Source organism: Achromobacter sp. EG18, assembly GCF_059759395.1.
Genome location: NZ_CM186213.1, coordinates 237914 through 260424, shown reverse-complemented (window position 1 = coordinate 260424; position 22511 = coordinate 237914). Strand labels below are relative to the sequence as shown.

The 22511-nt window shown below is 66.2% G+C and carries 27 protein-coding genes and 1 tRNA gene; 6 read left to right on the top strand and 22 right to left on the bottom strand.

Annotated features, from left to right (window positions below; all coding sequences use genetic code 11):
• Positions 1-13 precede the first annotated feature (13 nt).
• Together AC6CR5_RS01260 and AC6CR5_RS01255 are read right to left on the bottom strand one after the other, a co-directional pair.
• Positions 14-268: a hypothetical protein gene (locus tag AC6CR5_RS01260; protein ID WP_020927060.1), complete on the bottom strand. Its 255-nt coding sequence runs from the start codon at positions 266-268 to the stop codon at positions 14-16.
• A gap of 219 nt (positions 269-487) precedes the next feature.
• Positions 488-1351, bottom strand: coding sequence for a MurR/RpiR family transcriptional regulator (locus AC6CR5_RS01255; RefSeq protein ID WP_054441568.1), 864 nt, complete (start codon positions 1349-1351; stop codon positions 488-490).
• A 150-nt stretch (positions 1352-1501) separates the two neighbouring features.
• On the opposite strand from AC6CR5_RS01255, the gene AC6CR5_RS01250 reads away from it, so the two are divergent.
• Both AC6CR5_RS01250 and AC6CR5_RS01245 read left to right on the top strand, forming a co-directional pair.
• Entirely contained in the window at positions 1502-2503 is a 1002-nt protein-coding gene (locus tag AC6CR5_RS01250) for a Bug family tripartite tricarboxylate transporter substrate binding protein (RefSeq protein ID WP_498085216.1), read from the top strand.
• Positions 2504-2512: 9 nt separating this feature from the next.
• Positions 2513-3466, top strand: a complete 954-nt coding sequence (locus AC6CR5_RS01245) for a M14 family metallopeptidase (RefSeq protein WP_047992948.1) — start codon at positions 2513-2515, stop codon at positions 3464-3466.
• A gap of 89 nt (positions 3467-3555) precedes the next feature.
• On the opposite strand, the gene AC6CR5_RS01240 is transcribed toward AC6CR5_RS01245, so the two are convergent.
• The 4 genes from AC6CR5_RS01240 to AC6CR5_RS01225 form a co-directional block, all read right to left on the bottom strand.
• Positions 3556-3990 carry a GNAT family acetyltransferase gene (locus AC6CR5_RS01240; protein WP_006388011.1) on the bottom strand — a complete coding sequence of 145 codons (435 nt, stop codon included), beginning with the start codon at positions 3988-3990 and terminating at the stop codon, positions 3556-3558.
• Between the two features lie 290 nt (positions 3991-4280).
• Positions 4281-5198, bottom strand: coding sequence for a PhzF family phenazine biosynthesis protein (locus AC6CR5_RS01235; protein WP_200221091.1), 918 nt, complete (start codon positions 5196-5198; stop codon positions 4281-4283).
• A 157-nt stretch (positions 5199-5355) separates the two neighbouring features.
• Positions 5356-5661, bottom strand: coding sequence for an NIPSNAP family protein (locus AC6CR5_RS01230; RefSeq protein ID WP_020927055.1), 306 nt, complete (start codon positions 5659-5661; stop codon positions 5356-5358).
• A 69-nt stretch (positions 5662-5730) separates the two neighbouring features.
• Positions 5731-6051: a hypothetical protein gene (locus AC6CR5_RS01225; protein WP_150100184.1), complete on the bottom strand. Its 321-nt coding sequence runs from the start codon at positions 6049-6051 to the stop codon at positions 5731-5733.
• A gap of 311 nt (positions 6052-6362) precedes the next feature.
• On the opposite strand from AC6CR5_RS01225, the gene AC6CR5_RS01220 reads away from it, so the two are divergent.
• Entirely contained in the window at positions 6363-6521 is a 159-nt protein-coding gene (locus tag AC6CR5_RS01220) for a DUF6726 family protein (RefSeq protein ID WP_020927051.1), read from the top strand.
• 67 nt (positions 6522-6588) lie between these two features.
• A complete protein-coding gene (locus tag AC6CR5_RS01215) occupies positions 6589-6756 on the top strand; it encodes a hypothetical protein (RefSeq protein WP_162531794.1) in 168 nt (55 codons plus the stop codon).
• Between the two features lie 121 nt (positions 6757-6877).
• Here AC6CR5_RS01215 and AC6CR5_RS01210 read toward each other — a convergent pair whose 3' ends face one another.
• From AC6CR5_RS01210 to AC6CR5_RS01160, 11 genes are all read right to left on the bottom strand, one after another.
• Positions 6878-7192: a hypothetical protein gene (locus AC6CR5_RS01210; protein ID WP_131727054.1), complete on the bottom strand. Its 315-nt coding sequence runs from the start codon at positions 7190-7192 to the stop codon at positions 6878-6880.
• Between the two features lie 351 nt (positions 7193-7543).
• Positions 7544-7620, bottom strand: a tRNA-Pro gene (locus AC6CR5_RS01205).
• A gap of 291 nt (positions 7621-7911) precedes the next feature.
• Entirely contained in the window at positions 7912-8343 is a 432-nt protein-coding gene (locus AC6CR5_RS01200) for a MerR family transcriptional regulator (RefSeq protein ID WP_006388002.1), read from the bottom strand.
• A 57-nt stretch (positions 8344-8400) separates the two neighbouring features.
• Positions 8401-8739, bottom strand: coding sequence for an integration host factor subunit alpha (locus AC6CR5_RS01195; protein ID WP_006388001.1), 339 nt, complete (start codon positions 8737-8739; stop codon positions 8401-8403).
• A 3-nt stretch (positions 8740-8742) separates the two neighbouring features.
• A complete protein-coding gene (gene pheT, locus AC6CR5_RS01190) occupies positions 8743-11160 on the bottom strand; it encodes a phenylalanine--tRNA ligase subunit beta (protein WP_498085215.1) in 2418 nt (805 codons plus the stop codon).
• 13 nt (positions 11161-11173) lie between these two features.
• Positions 11174-12196: a phenylalanine--tRNA ligase subunit alpha gene (gene pheS, locus AC6CR5_RS01185; protein ID WP_006387999.1), complete on the bottom strand. Its 1023-nt coding sequence runs from the start codon at positions 12194-12196 to the stop codon at positions 11174-11176.
• Positions 12197-12273: 77 nt separating this feature from the next.
• A complete protein-coding gene (gene rplT, locus AC6CR5_RS01180) occupies positions 12274-12633 on the bottom strand; it encodes a 50S ribosomal protein L20 (protein ID WP_006387998.1) in 360 nt (119 codons plus the stop codon).
• 17 nt (positions 12634-12650) lie between these two features.
• Positions 12651-12848: a 50S ribosomal protein L35 gene (rpmI, locus tag AC6CR5_RS01175; RefSeq protein WP_006387997.1), complete on the bottom strand. Its 198-nt coding sequence runs from the start codon at positions 12846-12848 to the stop codon at positions 12651-12653.
• A gap of 441 nt (positions 12849-13289) precedes the next feature.
• A complete protein-coding gene (locus AC6CR5_RS01170; RefSeq protein WP_054518358.1) occupies positions 13290-14837 on the bottom strand; it encodes a YifB family Mg chelatase-like AAA ATPase in 1548 nt (515 codons plus the stop codon).
• A gap of 85 nt (positions 14838-14922) precedes the next feature.
• A complete protein-coding gene (locus tag AC6CR5_RS01165; RefSeq protein ID WP_006384618.1) occupies positions 14923-15174 on the bottom strand; it encodes an accessory factor UbiK family protein in 252 nt (83 codons plus the stop codon).
• Positions 15175-15381: 207 nt separating this feature from the next.
• Positions 15382-15816 (bottom strand): DUF5339 family protein, encoded by a 435-nt coding sequence (locus tag AC6CR5_RS01160; protein ID WP_020927046.1) that lies wholly within the window; start codon positions 15814-15816, stop codon positions 15382-15384.
• A 542-nt stretch (positions 15817-16358) separates the two neighbouring features.
• Between AC6CR5_RS01160 and AC6CR5_RS01155 the strand changes: the two genes are divergently transcribed.
• Together AC6CR5_RS01155 and amt are read left to right on the top strand one after the other, a co-directional pair.
• A complete protein-coding gene (locus AC6CR5_RS01155) occupies positions 16359-16697 on the top strand; it encodes a P-II family nitrogen regulator (protein WP_006218735.1) in 339 nt (112 codons plus the stop codon).
• Positions 16698-16728: 31 nt separating this feature from the next.
• Complete coding sequence (amt, locus tag AC6CR5_RS01150; protein ID WP_006387995.1) at positions 16729-17967, top strand: ammonium transporter; 1239 nt, start codon at positions 16729-16731, stop codon at positions 17965-17967.
• A 229-nt stretch (positions 17968-18196) separates the two neighbouring features.
• Here amt and ptsP read toward each other — a convergent pair whose 3' ends face one another.
• From ptsP to infC, 5 genes are all read right to left on the bottom strand, one after another.
• A complete protein-coding gene (gene ptsP, locus AC6CR5_RS01145) occupies positions 18197-19972 on the bottom strand; it encodes a phosphoenolpyruvate--protein phosphotransferase (protein ID WP_045953099.1) in 1776 nt (591 codons plus the stop codon).
• A 43-nt stretch (positions 19973-20015) separates the two neighbouring features.
• Positions 20016-20285 (bottom strand): HPr family phosphocarrier protein, encoded by a 270-nt coding sequence (locus AC6CR5_RS01140; protein ID WP_006387993.1) that lies wholly within the window; start codon positions 20283-20285, stop codon positions 20016-20018.
• Between the two features lie 110 nt (positions 20286-20395).
• A complete protein-coding gene (locus AC6CR5_RS01135; RefSeq protein WP_020927045.1) occupies positions 20396-20797 on the bottom strand; it encodes a PTS sugar transporter subunit IIA in 402 nt (133 codons plus the stop codon).
• Positions 20798-20814: 17 nt separating this feature from the next.
• Positions 20815-21792, bottom strand: a complete 978-nt coding sequence (gshB, locus tag AC6CR5_RS01130) for a glutathione synthase (protein ID WP_498085214.1) — start codon at positions 21790-21792, stop codon at positions 20815-20817.
• A 164-nt stretch (positions 21793-21956) separates the two neighbouring features.
• Positions 21957-22508, bottom strand: a complete 552-nt coding sequence (gene infC / locus AC6CR5_RS01125) for a translation initiation factor IF-3 (protein ID WP_076410237.1) — start codon at positions 22506-22508, stop codon at positions 21957-21959.
• Positions 22509-22511: the final 3 nt, after the last annotated feature.

The window sequence follows — 22511 nt, the reverse complement described above, 5'->3', positions numbered from 1 at the left end:
GAAAATGGCATTTTCAGAGAATGCCGTAGCGCGGTTCACCAGTAGCCAGATCCACCGAGACGATGCCGGACAACACCAGTTCGGCATGCCGCCGCGCCACGCCCTCATCGGCGAAGGTCACGAAACGCGGCAGCGACCAACGCCGCCGGACGGCCGTATCGCCCGCCCGCGCCACGCTGATCTCTATCGCCAACACGCCGGCGTCGAGACTGACGACTTCGCACTGCACCTCGAAGCCATCGATGCGACGCTGTGGCCACCCATCCATATCCTCCTCTCCTGAAATCCGCTAGATCCGCCCGCAATATGCCAACAAAAAGCGGGCTTGAAAAGCAATGTTTTCAGGGGGTTATGGAGTACTAGGACGCATGGTGCCGACGCATCTGGACAAGCGCGACAAAGCCTTGAATCCAGCCCGTTTCCGCGGCACCGGCGCGAACACGCGGGAGCGCGCCGCACACGCCTGCGCGCCCTGCTGCGCCGCCACTCAACGCGCCGGCGGATGAATCCATTGCGCGTCCCACAAGGCCTCGCCGCGTTCGAGCGTCGCGGCCAGTTCCTTCTTGCGGCGCAGCGCCACCGCCGCCAGCAAGGCATTGCAGATCGACAATGCCGCCACGTGCGAATCGAATGGCGACGCGCTGGAGGTGCGCGCCAACAGCACATGGTGTGCCTGGGCCGCGGCCGGCGCCGCGGCCGAGTCGGTCACCAGCACCACCTTGCCGCCACGTTCCCTGAAGACCTTGACCGCATTGGCCGCGGCCACCGAGTAGCGCCGGAACGTAAACGCCAGCAGCACATCCTGCTCGTCCAGCCACAGCAGCTGGTCTTCCAGGAACAACGGCCCCGATGCCGTCATGGCGCGCACGCCCGGCAGGCACAGGTTCAGGTACAGCGCCATGTGGCTGGCCAGCGGCGCGGCCTGGCGCAGCCCCAGCACGTGCACGCGCGCGCGGCGCTGTGTCAACAACCGCACCGAGGCCTCGAACGCCGCCACGTCGATGGCGGCAAAGGTCGTTTCCAGGTTGTGCTGGTCGTGCAGCAAGGCGTTGCGCAGGCAGGCCTGCGCCGATGGATTGTCGACGCTGACCGCGTCGGCCCGCTCGCCCGGCGAGGCCAGCCGCGCCGTGAGTTCGGCGCGCGCCTGCATCTGCGCCTGGGCGTAGCTGTCATAGCCAAGCTTGGCCAGCAGCCGCACCACGGTTGACGCGCTGGTGCCCACGTTGCGCGCCAGCGCCGTGGCGGACTCGAGCAGGCCCTGGGGATAGCGCGCCTGCATGTCCTCGACCAGGCGCCGTTCGGTCTTGGTCAGTTTCTTGTCGTAGGCGGCGATGCGCTGGTGCAGATTCACGATGCGGGCGGACTCCAAGGTGCCGGGCTCCGGCCGGATCACGGCCTAGGTGATAACCCCAAATTCAACAACGTTCATTGCAGACTATATTTCGTTTTGCAATGCGTATTGCAGAATAGACCGAACCGTTATTCCCCACAAGAGAGCTTCATGAAGCACCCGTCCGAGGCCTTGTCGCCCGCCCGCCGCCAACTGCTGATCGCGGGCCTGGCCGCCGCCTTGCTGCCCCTGTCGGCCCGCGCCGACGCCGCCTATCCCTCGCGTCCCATCACCCTGGTGGTGCCCTTTCCCGCCGGCGGTTCCGTCGACCTGGCCGGCCGGCTCTATGCCGAAGTGCTGGGCAAGATCCTCGGCGTCACCATCGTGGTCGAGGACCGCGATGGCGCCGGCGGCGCCATCGGCAGCCAGCGCGTGGCGCGCGCCAAGCCCGACGGCTACACGCTGGTGGCCTCGTCGCAAAGCTCGCACCTGGCCAACCCGCTGATGCATCCCAACCTGGGCTATGACCCGATCAAGGATTTCGCCTCGATCTCGCAGCTGGCGCGTTCGCCCAACGTGCTGGTGACCAGCGCCGTCCTGCCCGTCAAGGACTTCGCCGGATTCATCGCCCACCTGAAGGCGCACCCGGACGATGTCCACTTCGCCACCGCCGGCGTCGGCAGCATGGGGCAGCTCAACGCCGAACTGCTCAAGCACACCCTGCAGGTCGGCGCGGTGCACGTGCCTTATCGCGGCGGCGCGCCGCTGCTCAACGCGTTGCTGTCCAACGAGGCCCAGTTCGCGCTGGATAACCTGGCGCCCTTCCTGCCCCACATCCAGGCCGGCAAGATGCGCGCGCTGGCCGTGGCCGCGCCCAATCGCCTTCCCTCGCTGCCCGACGTGCCCACCTTCGCCGAGCTGGGCTACCCCGTGCTCAATTCAATGTCGTGGATCGGCCTCGCCGCGCCCGCCGGCACGCCGCCCGTCGTCCTGCAGAAACTGCTGGAGGCGGTGCAGACCGCCGCCCGCCAGGAAGCCACGGTGCAGTCGCTGGAAAAGAGCGGCGCCCTGCCGCCCGAATTGCAGTCCCCACAACAATTCACCGACATGATGTCGCAGCGCCTGGCCTTGTACAAAGACCTGATCGACCGCGCCGGCATCCGTCCGGAATAGGTTTCCGCCATGTCCAATCCCGCTTTCGCTCCCGACACCGCGCCGCTCGAGGTCCTGCCGCGCGACCTGTCCGCCTATCGCCAGGGCAACACCGGCATCGACTACGTGCACCGCTTTGAATCGGGCAAGCCCGGCCCGCACGTGCTGATCAACGCCCTGACCCACGGCAATGAAATCTGCGGCATGGTGGCCGCCACCCACCTGCTCGATACCGGCGTGCGTCCCAAGATCGGCACGCTTACTGTCAGCTTCGCCAACATGGAGGCGTACAACGCCTTCGACATCGACAACCCCTACGAAAACCGCCAGCTGGTCCACAACCTGAACCGTATCTGGTCGCCCGAATGGCTCGACGGCAACGAACAGAGCCCGGAACTGCGGCGCGCGCGCGAACTGCGCCCGGTGCTGGATGCCGCCGATTACGTGCTGGACATCCATTCGACGCGGGCGCCGGTGCAGCCGTTCTGGGTCTACCCCGAAATGGCGCGCAACGCCGCGCTGGCCGCCGCCATCGGCGCCCCCGCGGTGCAACTGGTGATGCCGGCCGGCCGCTTCCCCGGCACCGGCGTGCTGAACTACGGCCGTCATGGCGACCCCGCTTCGGACAGCGGCGGCGCGCTGGTGGTCGAATGCGGCCAGCATTTCGCGCAATCGGCCGCCACGCTCGCCACCGACGTCACGCTGCGCTTCCTGGCGCGCCTGGGCCTGGTCGACACGCCGGCCGGCAACGCGCCGTCCACGCCAGCCCAGCCCTTCCGGCTGCTCGAAGTACATATGGTCAAGTCGGAAGACTTCACCTTCACCCGGCCGGTGCTGGGCTTCGAGGTCTTCGACAAGGGCGACCTCATCGCCATCAACGCCGGCGAGGAAATCCGCTCGCCGTGCGACAACTGCACGATCTTCATGCCCACCCGCATGCCCATCGTCGGTCGCGAGGCGGTATACCTGACCGAGCCGATGTGAAGGCCGGGCTTGCGCAATCCGCAAGCCCGGCCGGCGCGTCGCCTGGCGGTCAGTCCGGGCGCGAGGCGGCCGCGCCCCCCCTCCTCGCATCACAGGTCTGGAATCAGGCGTTTGCCCAGGCTGATGACCTCGTCCTGCTGGAACCCCAGGCTGGCGTAGAAGTCCTTCACCGCCAGATTGCCCGAACGGATCAAGAGGTTGATCTTGGGGCAGCCCATCTCCAGGAACTTGCGTTCCAGCGCCCGCATCAGCGCCGACGCGTAGCCACGGCGCTGATGGGCCGGCGACACCGCCAGGTAGTTGACCCAGCCGCGGTGGCCGTCATAGCCGCCCATCAACGTGCCGACGATGGCGCCGTCCGCCTCGCCGACCAGGAACAGGTCGGATTGCACGGTCAACTTGCGCGCCACGTCCTTGCGCGGATCGTTCCAGGGCCGCGTCAATCCGCAGTCGGTCCACAGCTGGATGATGGCAGCTTCGTCCGCCGGATGGAAAGACCGGATGGCCAGTTCGGGATGCTTCATGCTTCGTTCCTCTCGATGGAAAAAACGAAGGCCGGGCGCTACGCCTCGATGGCTGGAAAGCAAAGCGCGCATGCCGCGCAAACAAAAAGGCCACGAGGGGTATCGTGGCCTTCTGGATGGAACGCCGGGAGAATCCGGCGCTCGAACACGGCTTGCCACTCAACGCAGGCGTCGAGTGATTCGTCGGTTGTCCGCCCGGGCCGGCGCGGCCGGCGGGGCATGATGGGTGCGGTTCATGGCGGCCAGCATACACGACCGCGATGCGCCGCGACAAGCTCGCGCCCGCGCATTCAGGCCGCGGCGGGCGCGGGCAGCGTGCCCTCCATCACCACCACCGCCTGGCCGGCCACGCCAGCCCACACGCCGTCCGGACGCACCTCGGCGTGCGCCAGCAACAGGCTGGCGCGTCCCATGTCCACCCCCTGGCCCACCCGCAGGCGCAGCGCGCCCGCGCCCCGCAGCGCCGCCCGCAATGCCGTCGCCGCGCCCGTCGCGCTGCCCGTGGCGGGGTCTTCGGTCATGCGGCCGGTGAACATGCGCGCCTGGATATCCGTGGGTCCCAGCGCGGTATCGGCGCCGCAATCGGTGGTGTAGGCATAGATGGAGCGGGCGCCATCAAGCGGCAGCAAGGCCGCATAGCCCGCCGGATCCGGCCGGGCGCGACGCAGTGCGTCGCGGCTGGCCAGTTGCACCACCAGGAAGACCAGCCCCACCGACACCACCTGCGGCGCGTGTTCGGCCAGCAAAATATCGGCGGGCGCCAGGCCCAATGCGCGCGCCGCGGCCTCGGCCGTCACCTGGCTGGCGCGGGTCAAAGGCTGCGGCGCGGCCAGTTCGGCGCCCAGCAGGCCGCCGTCCTCGCGATAACGCAGGTCGATACGCACCAACCCCGCCTCCTCTTCGAACACGAAGCGGGCCGGAGCCGCCTGGCCGGTCGCGATCATCTCGCGCGCCAGCACCACCGCCGTCCCCACATTCGGATGGCCGGCGAACGGCACCTCGCGGTCGGGCGTGAAAATGCGCACCCAGGCCGTGTGCCCGGCATCGCGCGGCGGCAATACGAAACTGGTCTCTGAATAATTGAACTCGCGCGCGATGCGCTGCATCTGCCCCGTATCCAGCCCCCCGGCCTCCAGCACCACCGCCAGCGGGTTGCCCTGGTAGGCCTGTTCGGTGAAGACATCGGCGGTGACGTAGCGGTAACGCATGCAGGCTCCTGGAAGCGGATGGCGGATGCGGAAAATTATGCGCGCCGCCCCCGCCCCGCGACAGACACAGAGCGGTCCAAATCAAGGCATAACAGGCCGACCGACGCGGGGCGCAGGGTCGCGCACGGCGACCAGGTGAAACACGCCGCGCCCGCGCTCAGTCGAACACGGGACGGAAGAAACTGCGCTCGTAGCTGAGGATGCAGCGCGTGTCCTCAGCGTACTTGAACGCCGCCTGGCACTGCGCGTCCGACATCGACTGCTGGCGATAGCGTTCGTACTCGGCCAGGCTGGGAAACGTGAACAGCGCCAGCGCGATATTGTTGGCCCCTTCGGAGGGCAGGAAGTAGCCATGATGCGTGCCGCCGAATTTCTCGACCAGCGGAATCCACATCTTGCCGTAGGCTTCGAATTCCTTGAGACGGCTGGGGTCGATGACGTAACGCAGATAGCAGGTGACCATGAAGACTCCGTAGCGGATGGACGAGGCGCGAACGCGCCGCGGCATCCTAGCGCGCGGGCCGAATTCCGGTCAATCGGCCGAGCGCGGCGACGGCAGGCCGAGCATCCGCATGCGATCCGCGAAACGCCGCGCAACGTCGTCCGGCAGGCCGGTGACCGTCACGACGAACGCGTGATACCACGGATTGGCATGCACGGTGTCGAACTCGAAAGCCAGCGGATACTGGTTCTCCCAAGCCGATACGTCACGCAGCGCCTCGGCGACGTGGTCGCCGGCATCATCGAAATTGCCGTGGCCGTATCGCGCCTCGATGTCCTGGCAGGCAAAGCGGTAGTGACGCACGGCGGCATCCGGTTTCGGCGGGCGGGGCATGGAGTTCGACGGCGTCATCAATTCACACGACGGCAGGATAACCTACCTCCCGTGCGCGGAAGGCGCGGATGGCGTCAGCGCAGTCCTGGCGGGCCTCCGCGCGTGGCTGAGACCGACACGCCGCACACATGCTGCCCCCCAGGGGCGCAACCAGACGACGCCGCGACCATGGGCGCGCGCCCCGGTTACATCCTGATTGATCGCGGGCAAACGTCATTACATTCACCCATCAATTCCCCACTATTGCCGGCAGGCCCGCAACGCACAATCTTCCCATTGCACCCTGGCCTCGCCGACGGTGCCAACATCCATCCGCCGGCGCATCTCCCATGAAGTGGTTGCTGATCTCCCTGCTCTGCCTGTCCTGCGCGGGCTGCGGCCTGGCCGCCGCGCCTTGTCGGGTCACGTCCGCCGTCATCAAGATCGTGCCGGTCGTCGGCGGCGTCGCGGCCGCGCCGACGGATGCGTGCGCGGAGGTTATCGATTGATGGCGCCCGGGCCCATATCGGCTCGGCAACGCTCACGCGTTTTGCGCCGAAAAACCAATCGTTTCCGATGGGCACGACATATGGGGCCTACAGCGCCTACGTGCCCGAGTACACCGACTGTGCCGTGATCTTCTACATCGACAAGGCCGGCACGATGCTGCGCTATGACATGAAGACCAAGGGAAAGATCAGCTACAACGCCTGCGGGGAATACATCAGCGGGTTCAGGTTCTGACACTCTGCTTGCGCCGTGCGGGCAATGCCGCACCCCCCGAAGGGCTGACCTTTAGGCATGATTGTGGATACAGAACAAAAATGGCCAATCGCACGAGGCGATGGCCGGAACGATCGCACACTTAAGCGCAGTCTTTGGCCGCTTGAACGAAATCGGTCGCACGCCAACCGGCGCGACTTCCGATGTGAATTCGAGTCACCCCATCCTGCTCCACGGCGCGCAGGAGCAGATCGACAAACATGGGGGCATACACGATCTCTATCCCTTTGGGCACTGGGTAGTAATTCGTCCAGCCGGCGCTGAATTTCGACCATCTTTCCGAGACACACGGGCCGTATTCGGCAACAGGCTTGGAAGTCTCGCCTTCATAGATCGTGCCCCCGGTTCGCAGATCCTCCACCGAAGCACACCCCGTCAATACAACAAGCAGCAGCACTGCGACTGATCTCACCATCCCTCCCTTTCAGATAGCGTATTGAACATGGGAGATAACTATAACGAAAGGAAGAGTGGATCGGCCACGAACCCGTCCCGCTGTTCACAGCTGTTCCAATTGCAGGCAACGCAGCAACCATCACGAATGGGCAATGAGGACTGAGCGAAATGAGCACTGAACGACATGCCCGTGCATGTGGAAGACTCCACAGGCGCCGCCGATATTCGACGGATTTAGCCCCCATGGGTTTGGCCCCCATGGGTTTGGCCCCCATGGGTTTGGCCCCATGCGTTGGGGCCGCAATGAGAAAGGGGGTTAGTGATTTTCATCACTAACCCCCTAGGGTATTGCTGGTCGGGACGGCGGGATTCGAACTCGCGACCCCTTGCACCCCATGCAAGTGCGCTACCAGGCTGCGCTACGCCCCGAAAGAAAAAGAGTATAGCAGACCTAAAAATTGTTTGCACGCATTGGTGCAAAAAAAGTGCCGAATACTCAAAAAAAATTTGCGTGCCCTACGCAATGCCCGCAACACTCACAGGCAAGGCTCGCGCATGGCACGCAAGGTACTGAATGGCGGACTGAACCACAGGATGAGCTGCACTATGCGACAGAGTGAACTACAGGTCTCAGCGGTCCATGCACGCCGCGTTCAACGACAACGCGCATGGCGCGGGGCCATCAACTCGGATAGACGGCGGTGCAATGCACCGCCATGCTCAGGCCGTGGCGTTGGCGCTCACCGCATTGCCGCTCGAAGCCGTAGCGGCCGAGCCGAGCGCCTCGCCCAGCATCGTCGACACATTGCCCAGCTCGTTGCGCAGGGCCTGCATCTCCGCGCCGCTCAGGCGCACCGCGGCATCCTGGTCGTGCGGCGTATCGCGCGCATCGCCCAAGCGGTTGCGCGCGCCGCTGATGGTGAAGCCTTGCTCGTACAGCAGGGAACGGATGCGGCGGATCAGCAGCACTTCATGGTGCTGGTAATAGCGACGGTTACCGCGCCGCTTCACCGGCTTGAGCTGCGTGAATTCCTGTTCCCAGTACCGCAGGACATGGGGCTTGACGCCACACAGGTCGCTGACTTCACCGATGGTGAAGTAACGCTTGGCGGGAATGGGCGGTAAGGTAACGGTGGATTCGGTACGTGTCATAAGAGAATTCTATGCCGCGATGCGTCGAGAGCCGATAACAATTACCGACAAAGCGTATCACTCCTCGGCGTCTGGCGCCGCGGGCGTGGCCTGTTCGACGACGCTCTTAAGTTTCTGACTCGCGTGGAACGTGACCACGCGGCGCGCGGCGATCGGGATGGTTTCGCCGGTCTTGGGGTTGCGCCCCGGGCGCGGCGGCTTGTCGCGCACCTGGAAATTCCCGAAGCCCGAAAGCTTGACGGAGTCACCGCGCGCCAGGGCGTCGCGGATTTCCTCGAAGAACGTATCGACGATGTCCTTGGCTTCGCGTTTGTTCAGGCCGACCCGCTCGAAGAGCAGTTCGGCCAGCTCGGCCTTGGTCAGGGTGCGCGGCTCGGCAAGCATACTGTTCCCCATGGTTCAAGCGCGCTGGCGCGCGCCGTGGGCACTGACCAAAGCGTCTTTGATGCGTGCCAGGCAGGCGGCCACCCGGGCTTCGTCCAGTGTGACCTCAGTGTCCTGTAGCCAGAAACGGAACGCAAGGCTTTTCTCGGCCACGGGCTGGTCGCCCTGGGGCTTTTCGCGCCAGACGTCGAACAGGCGCACGTCCTGCACCACGGCCAGTTGCGGGTCGGCCTTGACGGTCGCCGCCACCGTGTCCAGCATGGACTGGACGGTCACGGGCGCATCGACCCACAGGGCCAGGTCGCGCACCACCACGGGCTGGCGCGACAGCTCGCGCACCTGCGGCAGCTCGCCTTCGGAGAGCGCCTGCACGTCCAGTTCGAACACCACCGGCGCGTGCGCCAGGTCGGCCTGCTGCGCCCAGCGCGGATGCAGCTCACCGAGCCAGCCAACCTGCTTGCCATCCAGCGTGATGCGGGCGCTGCGGCCCGGATGCAGCGCGGGGTGGGCGGCGGCCTCGAAACGCAGGCGGGCGCCACGCGTACCGAACAGCGCCTCGACATCCATCTTCACGTCGTAGAAATCGACCTGGCGCGCCGGCACGCCCCACTGCTCTTCCACCGACGGTCCCCATGCGGCGCCCGCCAGCTTGAGCGGCTGGCGCACGCCGGCCACTTCCAGCGGACCGTCCTTGGCGGCATCGTCGCGCGCGAACACACGACCCAGTTCGAACAGGCGCACGCGGGTCTGCTTGCGGTTGGCGTTGTGGCGGATGTTGGCCACCAGGCCGGCGATCAGGCTCGAACGCATCACCGACAGATGGCTCGCGATCGGGTTGACTAGCTTGACCGGCGTGTCGTTGCCGGCGTAGTCGCGCTCCCACTCGGTTTCGACGAAGCTGTAGTTGACGACTTCCTGGTAGTCCTGCGCGGCGGCCAGGCGGCGCAGCGCATGCGGGCCACGGCGCACTTCGGGCTGCGAGAACATCTTGGCGCGCGCCAGCGGCGGCACGGTGGGGATGTTCTCGAAACCGTAGATGCGGGCCACTTCCTCGATCAGGTCTTCCTCGATCTCGAGGTCGAAGCGGTACGACGGCGGGGTGACGATGAAATCGTCGCCATCGAGCGTGAATTCCAGGCCCAGGCTGCCGAAGATCTTTGCGACTTCGGCCTGCGTGACCGGCACGCCCAGCACGCGATGGCAGCGTGCCAGGCGCATGCGCACCGGCTCGCGCTTGGGCAGGTTAACGATCTGGTCGTCCAGCGGACCGGCCTGGCCGCCGCAGATGTCGACGATCAGGCGCGTGATGAATTCGATGTGTTGCGGAATCGTGGCGAAGTCCACGCCGCGCTCGCCGCGGTGGCTGGCCTCGGAGCTGAACTTGTAGCGGCGCGCGCGGCCGGCCAGCGACTGCGGCCACCAGAACGCGGCTTCCAGATAGATGTTCTGCGTGTCGAGGGTGACCGCCGTGGCCTCGCCCCCCATGATGCCGGCCAGGCTTTCGACCTGGTCGCCAGCCACCACCACGCCGACCTTCGAATCCAGCGTGACGGTCTGCCCGTTCAGCAGTTCGAGCGTCTCGCCTTCGCGGGCCCAGCGCACCGACAGGTCGCCGTGGATCTTGTCCAGGTCGAACACGTGCGAGGGTCGGCCCAGTTCCAGCATGACGTAGTTGGAGATGTCCACCAGCGCCGACACCGAACGCTGGCCGGCGCGCTCCAGGCGCGTCTTCATCCAGGCGGGGGTCTGCGCGCGGGCATTCACGCCGCGGATCACGCGGCCGCCGAAGCGGCCGCACAGGTCCGGCGCCTCGATCCTGACAGGACGCAGCTCGTCCAAAGTCACGGGCACGGCCTTGGCGGTCGGCACCGACAGCGGCGCGCCGGTCAGCGCGGCCACTTCGCGCGCCACGCCCAGGATCGACAGGCAGTCGGCGCGGTTGGGAGTCATCTTCAGCGTGAAGAGCGTGTCGTCCAGGTCCAGCGCTTCGCGGATCGACTGGCCCGGCGCCATATCGGCCGGCAGCTCCAGCAGGCCGGCATGGTCCTGCGACAGGCCCAGTTCGCGCGCCGAGCACAGCATGCCCGACGATTGCACGCCGCGCATCTTGGCCACGCCGATCTTCATGCCGCCGGGCAGTTCCGCGCCGACGCGGGCCAGCGGCACCTTCAGGCCGGCGGCCGCGTTGGGCGCGCCGCAGACGATCTGCAGCAGCGCGCCGGAGCCATCATCGACTTGGCAGACGCGCAGCTTGTCGGCGTCCGGGTGCGGGGCGATCTCGACGATGTGCGCGACCACCACGCCCGTGAACGCGGGCGCGGCCGGCACGGTGTCTTCGACTTCCAGGCCGGCCATGGTGAGCCGGTGCGCGAGTTCGTCGGTTGCGATCGGAGGATTGACCAGCGTACGCAGCCAGGATTCGGGAAATTGCATGATCAGCCGTCTGTTATTCGTTGAACTGGCGCAGGAAGCGCAAATCGCCTTCGTAGAACTGGCGCAGGTCGTTGACGCCGTAGCGCAGCATCGTCAGGCGCTCCAGGCCGGAACCGAAGGCAAAGCCGATATAACGTTCAGGGTCAAGGCCGAAGTTGCGCACCACCTGTGGGTGCACCTGGCCCGAGCCGGAAATTTCCAGCCAGCGGCCGCGGTTGGGACCCGACGTGAACATCATGTCGATTTCGGCCGACGGTTCGGTGAACGGGAAGAACGACGGGCGGAAACGCACGACGAGATCGTCGCTTTCGAAGAAGCAACGCAGGAAATCGGTATACACGCCCTTCAGGTCGGCGAACGAGATGTCCTCGGCGATCCAGAGCCCTTCCACCTGGTGGAACATGGGCGAGTGCGTGGCGTCGCTGTCGACGCGATAGGTGCGCCCCGGCGCGATGACCTTGATGGGCGGCTTGTGCATGCGGGCGTAACGCACCTGCATGGGGCTGGTGTGCGTGCGCAACAGCAGCGGCAGGCCGTCTGCGTCTTTCATGTCGACGTAGAACGTGTCCTGCATGGAACGCGCCGGATGGTCCAGCGGGTTGTTGAGCGCGGTGAAATTGGTCCAGTCGTTCTCGACTTCGGGGCCGTCGGCCACGTCGAAGCCGATGGAGCGGAAGATCTCTTCGACCCGCTCCCAGGTCCGGATGACGGGATGAATGCCGCCCGGCACGCGACCGCGGCCCGGCAACGATACGTCAATGGTTTCGGAGGCCAGGCGGGCATCCAGCTCCGCTTGCGCCAAGGCGGCGCGGCGCAGATTCAAAAGCTCTTCGACCTTCTGCTTGGCCTGATTGATCCGGGCGCCCATGTCGCGCTTCTGCTCGGGATCGAGCTTGCCCAGCCCCTTGAGCAGGACCGTCAGCGCGCCGTCCTTGCCCAGGAAACGGGCCTTTGCGTTTTCGAGCGCGGCGGCGTCGGTGGCCGCGGCGAACCGTTCTTGCGCCTGGGAAACCAGGTCGTCAACCGATTGAGTCATGAAATCCAGCCTTCAAAACGCAAACGGGGCCATTACAGCCCCGTTTGCAGCGATGCGCGATGAGTTAAAGCGCGCGATCAGGCAGCCAAGGCAGCCTTGGCTTGCTGCACGATGGCGGCAAAGCCGGCCTTGTCGCGCACGGCCAGATCGGCCAGGACCTTGCGGTCGAGTTCGATCGCAGCCTTCTTCAGGCCGGCGATGAACACGCTGTAGCTGACGCCATGTTCGCGGACGGCGGCGTTGATACGCGTGATCCACAGCGCGCGGAACGTGCGCTTCTTGTTGCGGCGGTCGCGGTAGGCGTATTGGCCAGCGCGCATGACCGCTTGCTTGGCGATACGGAACACATTACCGCGGCGGCCACGGTAACCCTTGGCGGCGGAAATGACTTTCTTGTGACGTGCGCGGGCGGTAACGCCGCGTTTGACGCGAGGCATAGTAGATCTCCCTTATATCAAGCGAAAGGCATCATGGCTTTCACGGAAGCCACGTTGGTCTCGTGAACCGCCGCCGAACCGCGCAGCTGGCGCTTGTTCTTGGTGGTCTTCTTGGTCAGGATGTGACGCTTGAACGCCTGACCACGCTTGATGGATCCGCTGCCGCGAACCTGAAAGCGCTTTGCGGCGCTTTTCTTGGTTTTCATCTTGGGCATGATGATTCCCTAAACTGAACGCATTGTTGATTTACATGACGCGAGGTGCTTGTCGCAAGGCGGTTGGCAACGCCCCAAGCCACGAAGGCGGAAACGTTCGACCTACACCATTGCGGCAAAACTTGAGGACCTCTTGCCACTTCTTGGGGGTACTGCTGGGGTACTGCTGGGGTACTTCGGGGGTATTACTCGAATACCCCCAGGGCCATGAATCCCGGCTTGCGCCATTCGGCTGCCGCCAGGGCATTTGGCCCGGCCTTCCCCGCACCGCCGGCAAAAAAGTAGCCTGGATCCGGGAAAGCCTTTGATTATATGGTGATTTCCCTGGTTTTGTCGAGCCGGGACACGGCGCCGGACAACAGGGCAGCACAACCAGGGACGGACCAGGGGAAACAGAACCCCGCACCGAGGCGGCCCCAAGTCCCGAGGGGCGATCCGCCATCATACCCCCGGCCGTCGATACTGCACCGCCTGGGCCACATGGCTGGCCTGTAGCGTATCCGCCCCGTCCAGGTCGGCGATGGTCCGCGCCACCCGCAGGGCGCGATGCAGCGCCCGCCCGGATCCCGCCAATCGCCGCATCGCCTGCAACAACAGCGCCTGGGCGGACGGGTCCATGGGGCAATGACGCTCCAGTTCGGCGCCGGCCAGGCCGGCATTGGACTTGCCCTGCCGTGCCAGCTGGCGCTCGCGGCAACGCGCCACTCGCGCCCGCACTGGCGCCGACGCCTCGCCGGGCGGTCCCTGCAGGCTTTCCAGATCGGGCGGCGGCAGGGTCACATACAGGTCGATCCGGTCGAGCAGCGGCCCCGAAACCTTGCCGGCATAACGCGCCACCTGGTCCGGCGTGCACTGGCAGGCCCGGCGCGGGTGGCCGCGCCAGCCGCAGGGGCACGGATTCATCGCCGCCACCAGCTGGAAGCGGGCGGGGAACTGGGCGGTGTGCAGGGCGCGGGCGATCACCACCCTGCCCGTCTCCAGCGGCTCGCGCAGCGCCTCGAGCGTGCGCCGGCTGAACTCGGGCAGCTCGTCCAGGAACAGCACGCCGTGATGGGCCAGGCTGATCTCCCCGGGACGCGGGCGGCCGCCGCCGCCCACCAGCGCGAACGGGGACGCTGAATGATGCGGGGCGCGGAACGGCGGCGTGCCCATGCGCGCGTCCGGCGCGCCGGCCAGCGCGGCGATGGCCGCGACCTCGAGCGCCTGCGTACGCGCCAGCGGCGGCAGCAGGCCGGGCAGGCGCGCGGCCAGCATGCTCTTGCCGGCCCCGGGCGGCCCCACCATCAAGAGACTGTGGCCGCCCGCGGCCGCCACTTCAAGGGCGCGCCGCGCACCTGGCTGGCCGCGCACATCCGACAGGCACGGCGCCGGCGGCGCGGCCGGCCAGCTCGCCGCAATGGCATCCGGCAAGTGGCAGACGCCCGCCACATGAGCCGCCACATCCGCCAGGCTGCGGGCCGACAGCACCCGCAGGCCCTCGACCCAGGCCGCCTGTTCGGCGCTGCCGGCGGGCAGGATGAGCGTGGCGCCGGGCGACTCCCGCGCCACGCTCAGCGCGATCACCAGAGCTGCCGAGACGGGCACCAGCGCGCCCGTCAACGACAATTCGCCCGCCAGCACCAGGCCGGCCAACAGCGGATCGGGCGCGGCGGCCTGCGCCGCGGCCGCGCCCCCTTCCTGCGCACCCTCCTCCCGAGGCGCCAATTGTCCGGCGGCCAGCAGCAGGCCCAGCGCGATGGGCAGGTCGAAGCGGCCGGACTCCTTCGGAATGTCGGCCGGCGACAGATTGACCGTGATGCGGCCGGCGGGAAAATTGAAGCCGCTGTTGAGGATCGCCGCGCGCACGCGTTCACGGCTTTCGCGGACTTCGGTGTCGGGCAGGCCGACCACGTTGAAACTCGGCAGGCCCGGCCCCAGGTGCGTCTCGACGCGCACCGCATGGGCGTGCAGGCCGCTGAGCGTGCGGCTGGCGATTACGGCAAGGGTCAAGGTGGTCTCCGAGGGCGATCGAAGGCCAGTATGCCGAAAACGAAAACGGCCGCGGATGCGGCCGTGGCAGAAATGTCCGCGCGGATTACTTGTCCAGGGCCGCCAGGCGCGACTCAAGCTGTTCAACCGTGGCGGACAACTGATCGACGCGCGCCCGCGTGCGCGCCAGCAAATCGGCCTGCACGTCGAACTCTTCGCGGGTGACCAGATCGAGCTTGGAGAACGCCTGCGTCATCATGGCGCGCACGTTGCGCTCGACATCCGCCGCCGGGCTGCGGGCGATCAGGTCGGAGATGTTCTTCTGGATGTCTTCCATCCACTGGGTGCGATTGTTCATAGCGGCCTCACGATATTCTTGGTGCCTCAAGTGTAGTGCTTTCCGGCCCCACGCTCCGCCGCTGCGCGGGTCGCTGCCCCCCGAGGGGGCATTTTTGCCTTGGGGCGGCCCGGCGGCAAAAAAAGAGGGCGGGCCGCATGCGGTGACCGCCCATCAAAGCACAGGAGAAAACCGGGCCGCCTTGGGGGCAGCCCCCTACCAACATCGTTACTTGCAGCCCATCTGCGAAGCGGACTGCGCAAACAGGTCGGCCGACTGTTTGCATTGGGAGGCCAGCTGCGTCTTGTCGCTGATCGTGGCCCATTGAGTCTTGGCGGCGTCGAGCTGCTGCTTGAAGCTGGCCGCGGCGGGATTGGAGGCGCCCAGCTTGTCCATGCACGCGCTGACCTTGGTGAGGTAGGCATCGCACTCGGCAGGCAGGCCGGCGGTGGCGCCGGCGGGCGCGCCCGAGCCGGACGGCGCGGTCGTGGCCGGCGGCGTGGTGGCCGCGGGCGGCGTGCCCGGCGTGGTGGTGGACGGGGCCGGCGTGGTCGAAGCCGCGGGCGGGGCTGCCTTCTCGTCGCTCTTGTTGCAGCCAGCCAGGGCGGCCAGCGCGGCGGCCAGCGCCAGCACGGCAAAGGTCTTGCGTTGGGTATTCATCATTCCTCTTTCCTTTATTGCTTTTCGTATTCAGAGAGCCGCAACGCCGGAACCTCTTGTCGCGGCCCGATCAGGCCCTGCCATCGCAATGAGCCGGACTTGATTCTTCTTCAGCCTACCTTTGGCAACAAGCTTATGCGTGTAAACCCTCGTATCACGCCCTGCCGCCCTTTAGGCGTGGGCGTGCCCCGCTTTTCAAGCTCATGAAACCGCTTTCAGGGACGCGCGAAGCCCGCTCCGCAAGGCCCGGCGGCCAGGCGCGCACCGCCATGGGCGATGCGCGTCACCCACCGCGAGCGCAACAAAGCGCGATCACACCGGCATCAACTGGCAACAAATGGCGGCGCCAGAACATATTCCGTTGCATTCCTCACGTTGGTGGCGGGATGCACCGGATTGAGGCTGGCAGATGGTGCATGACGCACCATATCGGTGCAATTCGGCACAATAAACGCGCCTGCCTCTGCGCTTTCCAGGCATCGACCCACATGGCATGGAATTTGCTTGATTGTCGATGCCAACGTGCAACCATGAGAGGAAATGCCATGAAACTCATCATCGCCATCATCAAGCCCTTCAAGCTCGACGAAGTGCGGGTGGCTCTATCCGGAATCGGCGTCCAGGGCCTCACCGTTACCGAAGTGAAGGGATTCGGGCGCCAGAAGGGCCATACCGAGCTGTACCGCGGCGCGGAATACGCCGTCGATTTCCTGCCCAAGCTGCGGGTCGAGGCCGCCGTGCCCGACCATCTGGTCGACCAGGTCATCGAAGCGATCGAACAGGCCGCCCGCACCGGCAAGATCGGCGACGGCAAGATCTTCGCCGCCCCCCTCGAACAAGTAATCCGCATCCGGACGGGTGAAGCCGGCGAAGCTGCGCTGTAGACAAATAAGAAAGACTCATTGGAGCCTGAAAATGGATAAAGCAGATATCTCCTGGTTGCTCGTCTCTACCCTCCTCGTATTGATGATGGCCGTACCCGGTCTGGCGATGTTCTATGGCGGCCTGGTACGCAGCAAGAACGTGCTGTCGGTGCTGCTGCAAGTGATGTGCACGTTCGTGCTGGGCCTGGTCCTCTGGTTCATCTACGGTTATTCCCTCGCTTTCACCGAAGGCAACGCATTCTTCGGCGGCCTTTCGCGCGCCTTCTTCTCCGGCATGTTCACGCCAGCCGACGGCAAGTACGCCATGTCGAACTCGCTGACCGAGCTGCTGTTCGCCTCCTTCCAGGCCACGTTCGCCGGCATCACCTGCGCGCTGATCGTCGGCAGCTTCGCCGAACGCGCCCGCTTTTCGGCGGTGCTGGTGTTCACGGTGATCTGGTTCACCTTCGCCTACATCCCCATTGCGCACATGGTCTGGTTCGCCTCGGAAACGGCGCCGGGCCTGCTCAATGCCAAGGGCGCGCTGGATTTCGCCGGCGGCACGGTGGTGCACATCAACGCCGGCGTGGCCGGCCTGGTGGGCGCGTATGTGGTCGGCAAGCGCGTCGGCTATGGCCGCGAAGCCATGCAGCCGCACAACCTGCCGATGACCTTCGTGGGCGCCGCGCTGCTGTGGGTGGGCTGGTTCGGCTTTAACGCCGGCTCCGCCCTGGCCGCCAACGAGAACGCCACCCTGGCCTTCTTCAACACCATGATCGCCACCGCTGGCGCCGTGCTGGCCTGGCTGTTCACGGAATGGGCCATCAAGGGCAAGCCTTCGATGCTGGGCGCCGCCTCGGGCGCCGTCGCCGGCCTGGTCGGCATCACCCCGGCCGCCGGCCTGGTGGGCCCGGTGGGTGCGCTGATCATCGGCGTGGTTGCCGGCGTGGTCTGCGTGTGGGGTGTCAATGGCCTGAAGCGCCTGCTGCGCGCCGATGATGCGCTGGACGTGTTCGGCGTGCACGGCGTGGGCGGCATCGTCGGCGCCCTGTTGACCGGCATCTTCAACGCCCAGGCCCTGGGCGGCCCGGGCCTGGCCGAGCCTGGCATGATCCTGGGCCAGCTGTGGGTGCAGCTCGAAGGCGTGCTGCTGACCATCGTCTGGTCGGGCGTGGTCGCCTGGATCGCCTACAAGATCGCCAACGCCCTGTGCGGCCTGCGCGTGCCGGAAGACCAGGAACGCGAAGGGCTGGACGTCACCAGCCACGGCGAATCGGCCTATCACAGCTGATCGCCCTTCCCCGCCCGCCTGCCGGGCGGGGCCATGGGAAGCCCCCTTCACAGGGGGCTTTTTTTCGTCGGAGTGGACCCCTCGAAAGCTCGGGCGGCGCACGAGCGGCGCGAACTCGAAGGCCTCGGCACATCGCGCCTGCAGCGCCACGCGCCGGCGGCAAAAAAAAGCCCGGCGCATGCGCCGGGCTTTCCCGTTCGCCGGAGCCATGCCCGGGAGTCAATCGCTGTCAGGCCAGGTCGAGCGTATCCAGATCCACCGGCAAGGCCCGGTTCAAGGCGCTGGCCACCTTCACGCGCAGCGCGTTGGTGTGCGCTCGCCGCACTTCCCGCTTCACGTCCAGCAGTTGCTGCGGATGCATGGAAAATTCGGTCAACCCCAGCCCCAGCAGCAGCCGCGTCATGCGCGAATCGCCGGCCATTTCGCCGCACACCGCCACCGGCTTGCCGGCCCGCTCGCCGGCATTGATGGTGTGGGCCACCAGCCGCAACACCGCCGGATGCAAAGGATCGTAGAGCGACGCCACGTCGTGGTCGCCGCGGTCGATGGCCAGCGTGTACTGGATCAGGTCGTTGGTGCCGATCGACAGGAAATCCAGCGCCTGCGCGAAGGGCTCGATCGCGATGGCGATGGCCGGCACTTCGACCATGGCGCCCACTTCCATGTGCGCCGCATAGGCCTGGCCGCGCGCATCCAGCTCGCGCCGCGCCGACTCGATGGCGGCCCGCGTCGCCACCACCTCGTGCATGTGGGCGATCATCGGGATCAGCAGCCGCACCGGCCCATGGGCCGAGGCCCGCAGGATGGCGCGCAGCTGGGTCGCGAACATCTCCGGGCGCGCCAGGCAGTAACGGATGGCGCGCTGCCCCAGCGCCGGATTGGTGGCCACCGTGGCTTCGCCGTCCAGCGTCTTGTCCGAGCCGATGTCGAGCGTGCGGATGGTGACGGGACGGCCCGCCATCACCTTCACGACGGACGCGTAGGCCTCGTACTGCTCTTCCTCGCCCGGCAGGTCCGGACGCCCCATGAACAGGAATTCGCTGCGGAACAGGCCGATGCCGTGCGCGCCGGAGGCCAGCGCCAGCGCCGCCTCTTCCGGCAGTTCGATGTTGGCGTGCAGGACGATGTCGATGCCATCGAGGGTGACCGACGGCTCGTCGCGCAACAGGCCGAGTTCGGCGCGCTCATCGGCGTACGCGGCCTGGCGGCGGCGGTATTCCTGCAGGATGCGTTCCGACGGATTGACCACCACCGCGCCGGCGGCGCCGTCGATGATCAGCATGTCGCCGTCGCGCACCAGCTCGCGCACGTTGCCCATGGCCACCACGGCCGGCACGCCCATGCTGCGCGCCACGATGGCGGTATGCGAGGTCGGCCCGCCCAGGTCGGTGACGAAGGCGGCGAAGCGTCCGCCGCGCAGGCGCAGCATGTCGGCCGGCGAGATGTCGTGCGCCACCACCACCAGCGCCTCGTCGCCGCCCATGTGCGACATGTCCGGCAGAATGGCCGAGGTGCCGGACAGCACGTGCAGCACCCGCTCGATCACCTGGCGCACATCCGCGCCGCGTTCGCGCAGGTATTCGTCTTCCATGGCGTCGAACTGCTGGCCCAGGATCTGGCCCTGCGTGGTCAGCGCCCATTCGGCGTTGTAGTGCCGCTCGGCGATCAGCGCCAGCGTCTGCTCGGCCAGCAACGGGTCGCCCAGCAACAGGCTGTGCACATTGAGCATCGCGCCCAGCTCGCGCGGCGCATCGGCTGGCAGGGTATCGGCCAGTTGCCGCAGTTCCTGCTGCGCCGAGGCCAGCGCCTCGGTCAGGCGGCTGCTCTCGGCCGGCACGTCCTCGGGCGCGATGCGGTAGTGCGCGACTTCCAGCGCCGCCGCCCCCATGACCACCGCGCGGCCGATGGCGTAACCGCGCGCCACGCCCTTGCCGTACAAACAAATAACGGGGCTGGCTGAGCCATCCCCGTCATGTGCAAGAACCGCGGTACCGGCCGCGGACATGCCGGCCCGGACGTCGTCCGGGCCGGCGGATTCGGAAGCGCTGCTATTCCTGTTCACCGAATTTGCTGTCGAACAGAGTTTCAATTTCGGAGAGGGCCTGCTCGGCATCGCTGCCCGAAGCCTCCAGCTTGACGGTCACGCCCAGGCCGGCGGCCAGCATCATGACCCCCATGATGCTCTTGGCATTGACCCGCTGCGCGCCCCGCGAGATGAAGATCTCGCTGGAGAACTTGCTCGCCAGTTGCGTCAGTTTGGCGGCCGCCCGCGCATGCAAACCCAGTTTATTGCTGATGACAATGTCTGTATTAGGCATAGGAGATATTATGACCACGGCATCACGCCGCAGTTGGTGATTGCAGCAAATTGTCGAACCACTCATCGGCTTGAAATATTAGCCGAAATAATAGGACAAGTTCCTGCCCGTCAGTCTACCCGCAACACGCCCTGCACCCCGCCGGCCAGCGCCTTTTCGCGCGTCTCCGCCAGGGAGAGGCTACGGTAGGTCAAGGCGCGCAGCAGCATGGGGGTATTCAGGCCCGCCAGCACACAGCACTGGATGCCCTGCGCCTGGGCATCGGCCACGGCGCGCTTGGAGATATTGGCGGGCGTGGCGCCGATCAGGTCGGTCAGCACCAACACCCCGCCGCCATGGTCCTGCTCCAGGATATCCTTGAGCACCGCGGGCGCCAGGTCGTCCGGCAAGTCCTCGGGCTGAATGTCGTGGATTGCCAGCATGCCGTCAAGGTTGCCCATGACATGGCTGGCGCATTCGCGCATGGCGGCGCCCAGCGGCGCGTGCACGACGATGACGATACCCGTGGTCATGGCGGATTCCAGCGCGCTCAGGCGGCGGCTGCCACGGCACCTGTCGCCACGGCCTTTTCCAGCGCCTCGACGAACATGCCCGCGACGTCGAAACCGGTCTGTTCGGCGATTTCCACGAAACAGGTGGGGCTGGTGACATTGACCTCGGTGACGTAGTCGCCGATGACATCCAGGCCGACCAGCAGCAGGCCGCGCGCGGCCAGCCTGGGGGCCACCGCCTCGGCGATCTCGCGGTCGCGCGGCGACAGCGGCTGCGCCACGCCACGGCCGCCCGCGGCCAGGTTGCCGCGGGTTTCGCCGGCCAGCGGGATGCGCGCCAGCGAATACGGCACCGGTTCGCCGCCGATCAGCAGGATGCGCTTGTCGCCCTTGACGATCTCGGGGATGTAACGCTGCGCCATGATGGTGCGCGCGCCGTTGTCGGTCAGCGTTTCCAGGATGGCGTTGAGGTTCGGGTCCTTGGGCTGCAGGCGGAACACGCCGGTGCCGCCCATGCCGTCCAGCGGCTTGACGATGACGTCGTGGTGGGTGTCGTGGAAGGCCTTCAGGCGCGCCATGTTGCGCGTCACCAGCGTCGGCGCGGTGAACTCGCTGATTTCGGTGATGGCCAGCTTCTCGGGATGGTTGCGGATCGCCGCGCCGCTGTTGAACACCTTGGCGCCTTGCGCCTGGGCGTATTCGAGCAGGTGGGTGGAATACACGTATTCCATGTCGAAAGGCGGGTCTTTGCGCATCACCACCGCGCCGAAATCGGCCAGCGGCAGGTCCTGCGGCGCCGATTCGCGCCACCAGTCATGGCCGTGCAGGTCGGCGCCATCCACCAGCTCGATGGGCGTGGTGACGGCCTTGACCGTGCCGGTCTCGATGTACAGGTCGCCCTGCATGGCCACGCTGAGCGTATGCCCGCGCGCCACCAGGGCACGCATCATGGCGACAGAACTGTCCTTGTACGCCTTCAAGAGCGGCAAGGGATCCAAAACGAACAAAACATGCATCGCGACACCCCGAACGTACACCGCCTTCCCTTTCGGGAAGGCGGCTATCTATGACATCGTAGCGCAGAGCCGCCCAATAAGCGAACCCGCCGAACATGGGCTGGACGGCGGGTCGCGGGGCAAGAGCGGCCAGGCCTTCCCGGACGGGAAGGCCGGCAGGAGCTTTATGCCGCCGATTCCGGCTTGCCCGCGGGGGCAGCCTTCTTCTTGGGCGCCAGCACCATGACCATCTGACGGCCTTCGAGCTTCGGCATGGCTTCGACCTGGGCCAATTCCAGCAGATCGTCGCGCACACGCTCAAGTACCCGCATGCCCAGTTCCTGGTGGGCCATTTCACGGCCGCGGAACCGCAGCGTCACCTTGGCCTTGTCGCCTTCCTCGAGGAAGCGGCGCAGGTTGCGCAGCTTGACCTGGTAGTCGCCCTCGTCGGTGGCCGGACGGAATTTGACTTCCTTGACCTGGATGACCTTCTGCTTCGAACGAGCTTCGGCCTGACGCTTCTGCTCTTGGTACTTGAACTTACCGTAGTCCATCAAACGGCAGACCGGCGGCTCGGCGTTCGGCGCGATTTCCACCAGATCCACGTCGTTTTGCTCGGAAAGACGGAACGCATCGGCAATCTTGACGATGCCCAGCTGTTCTCCGTCCAGACCTATCAGGCGCACCTCGGGGACGCGGATTTCACCGTTGATGCGATTGGCTTTTTCAGTGGCGATGTT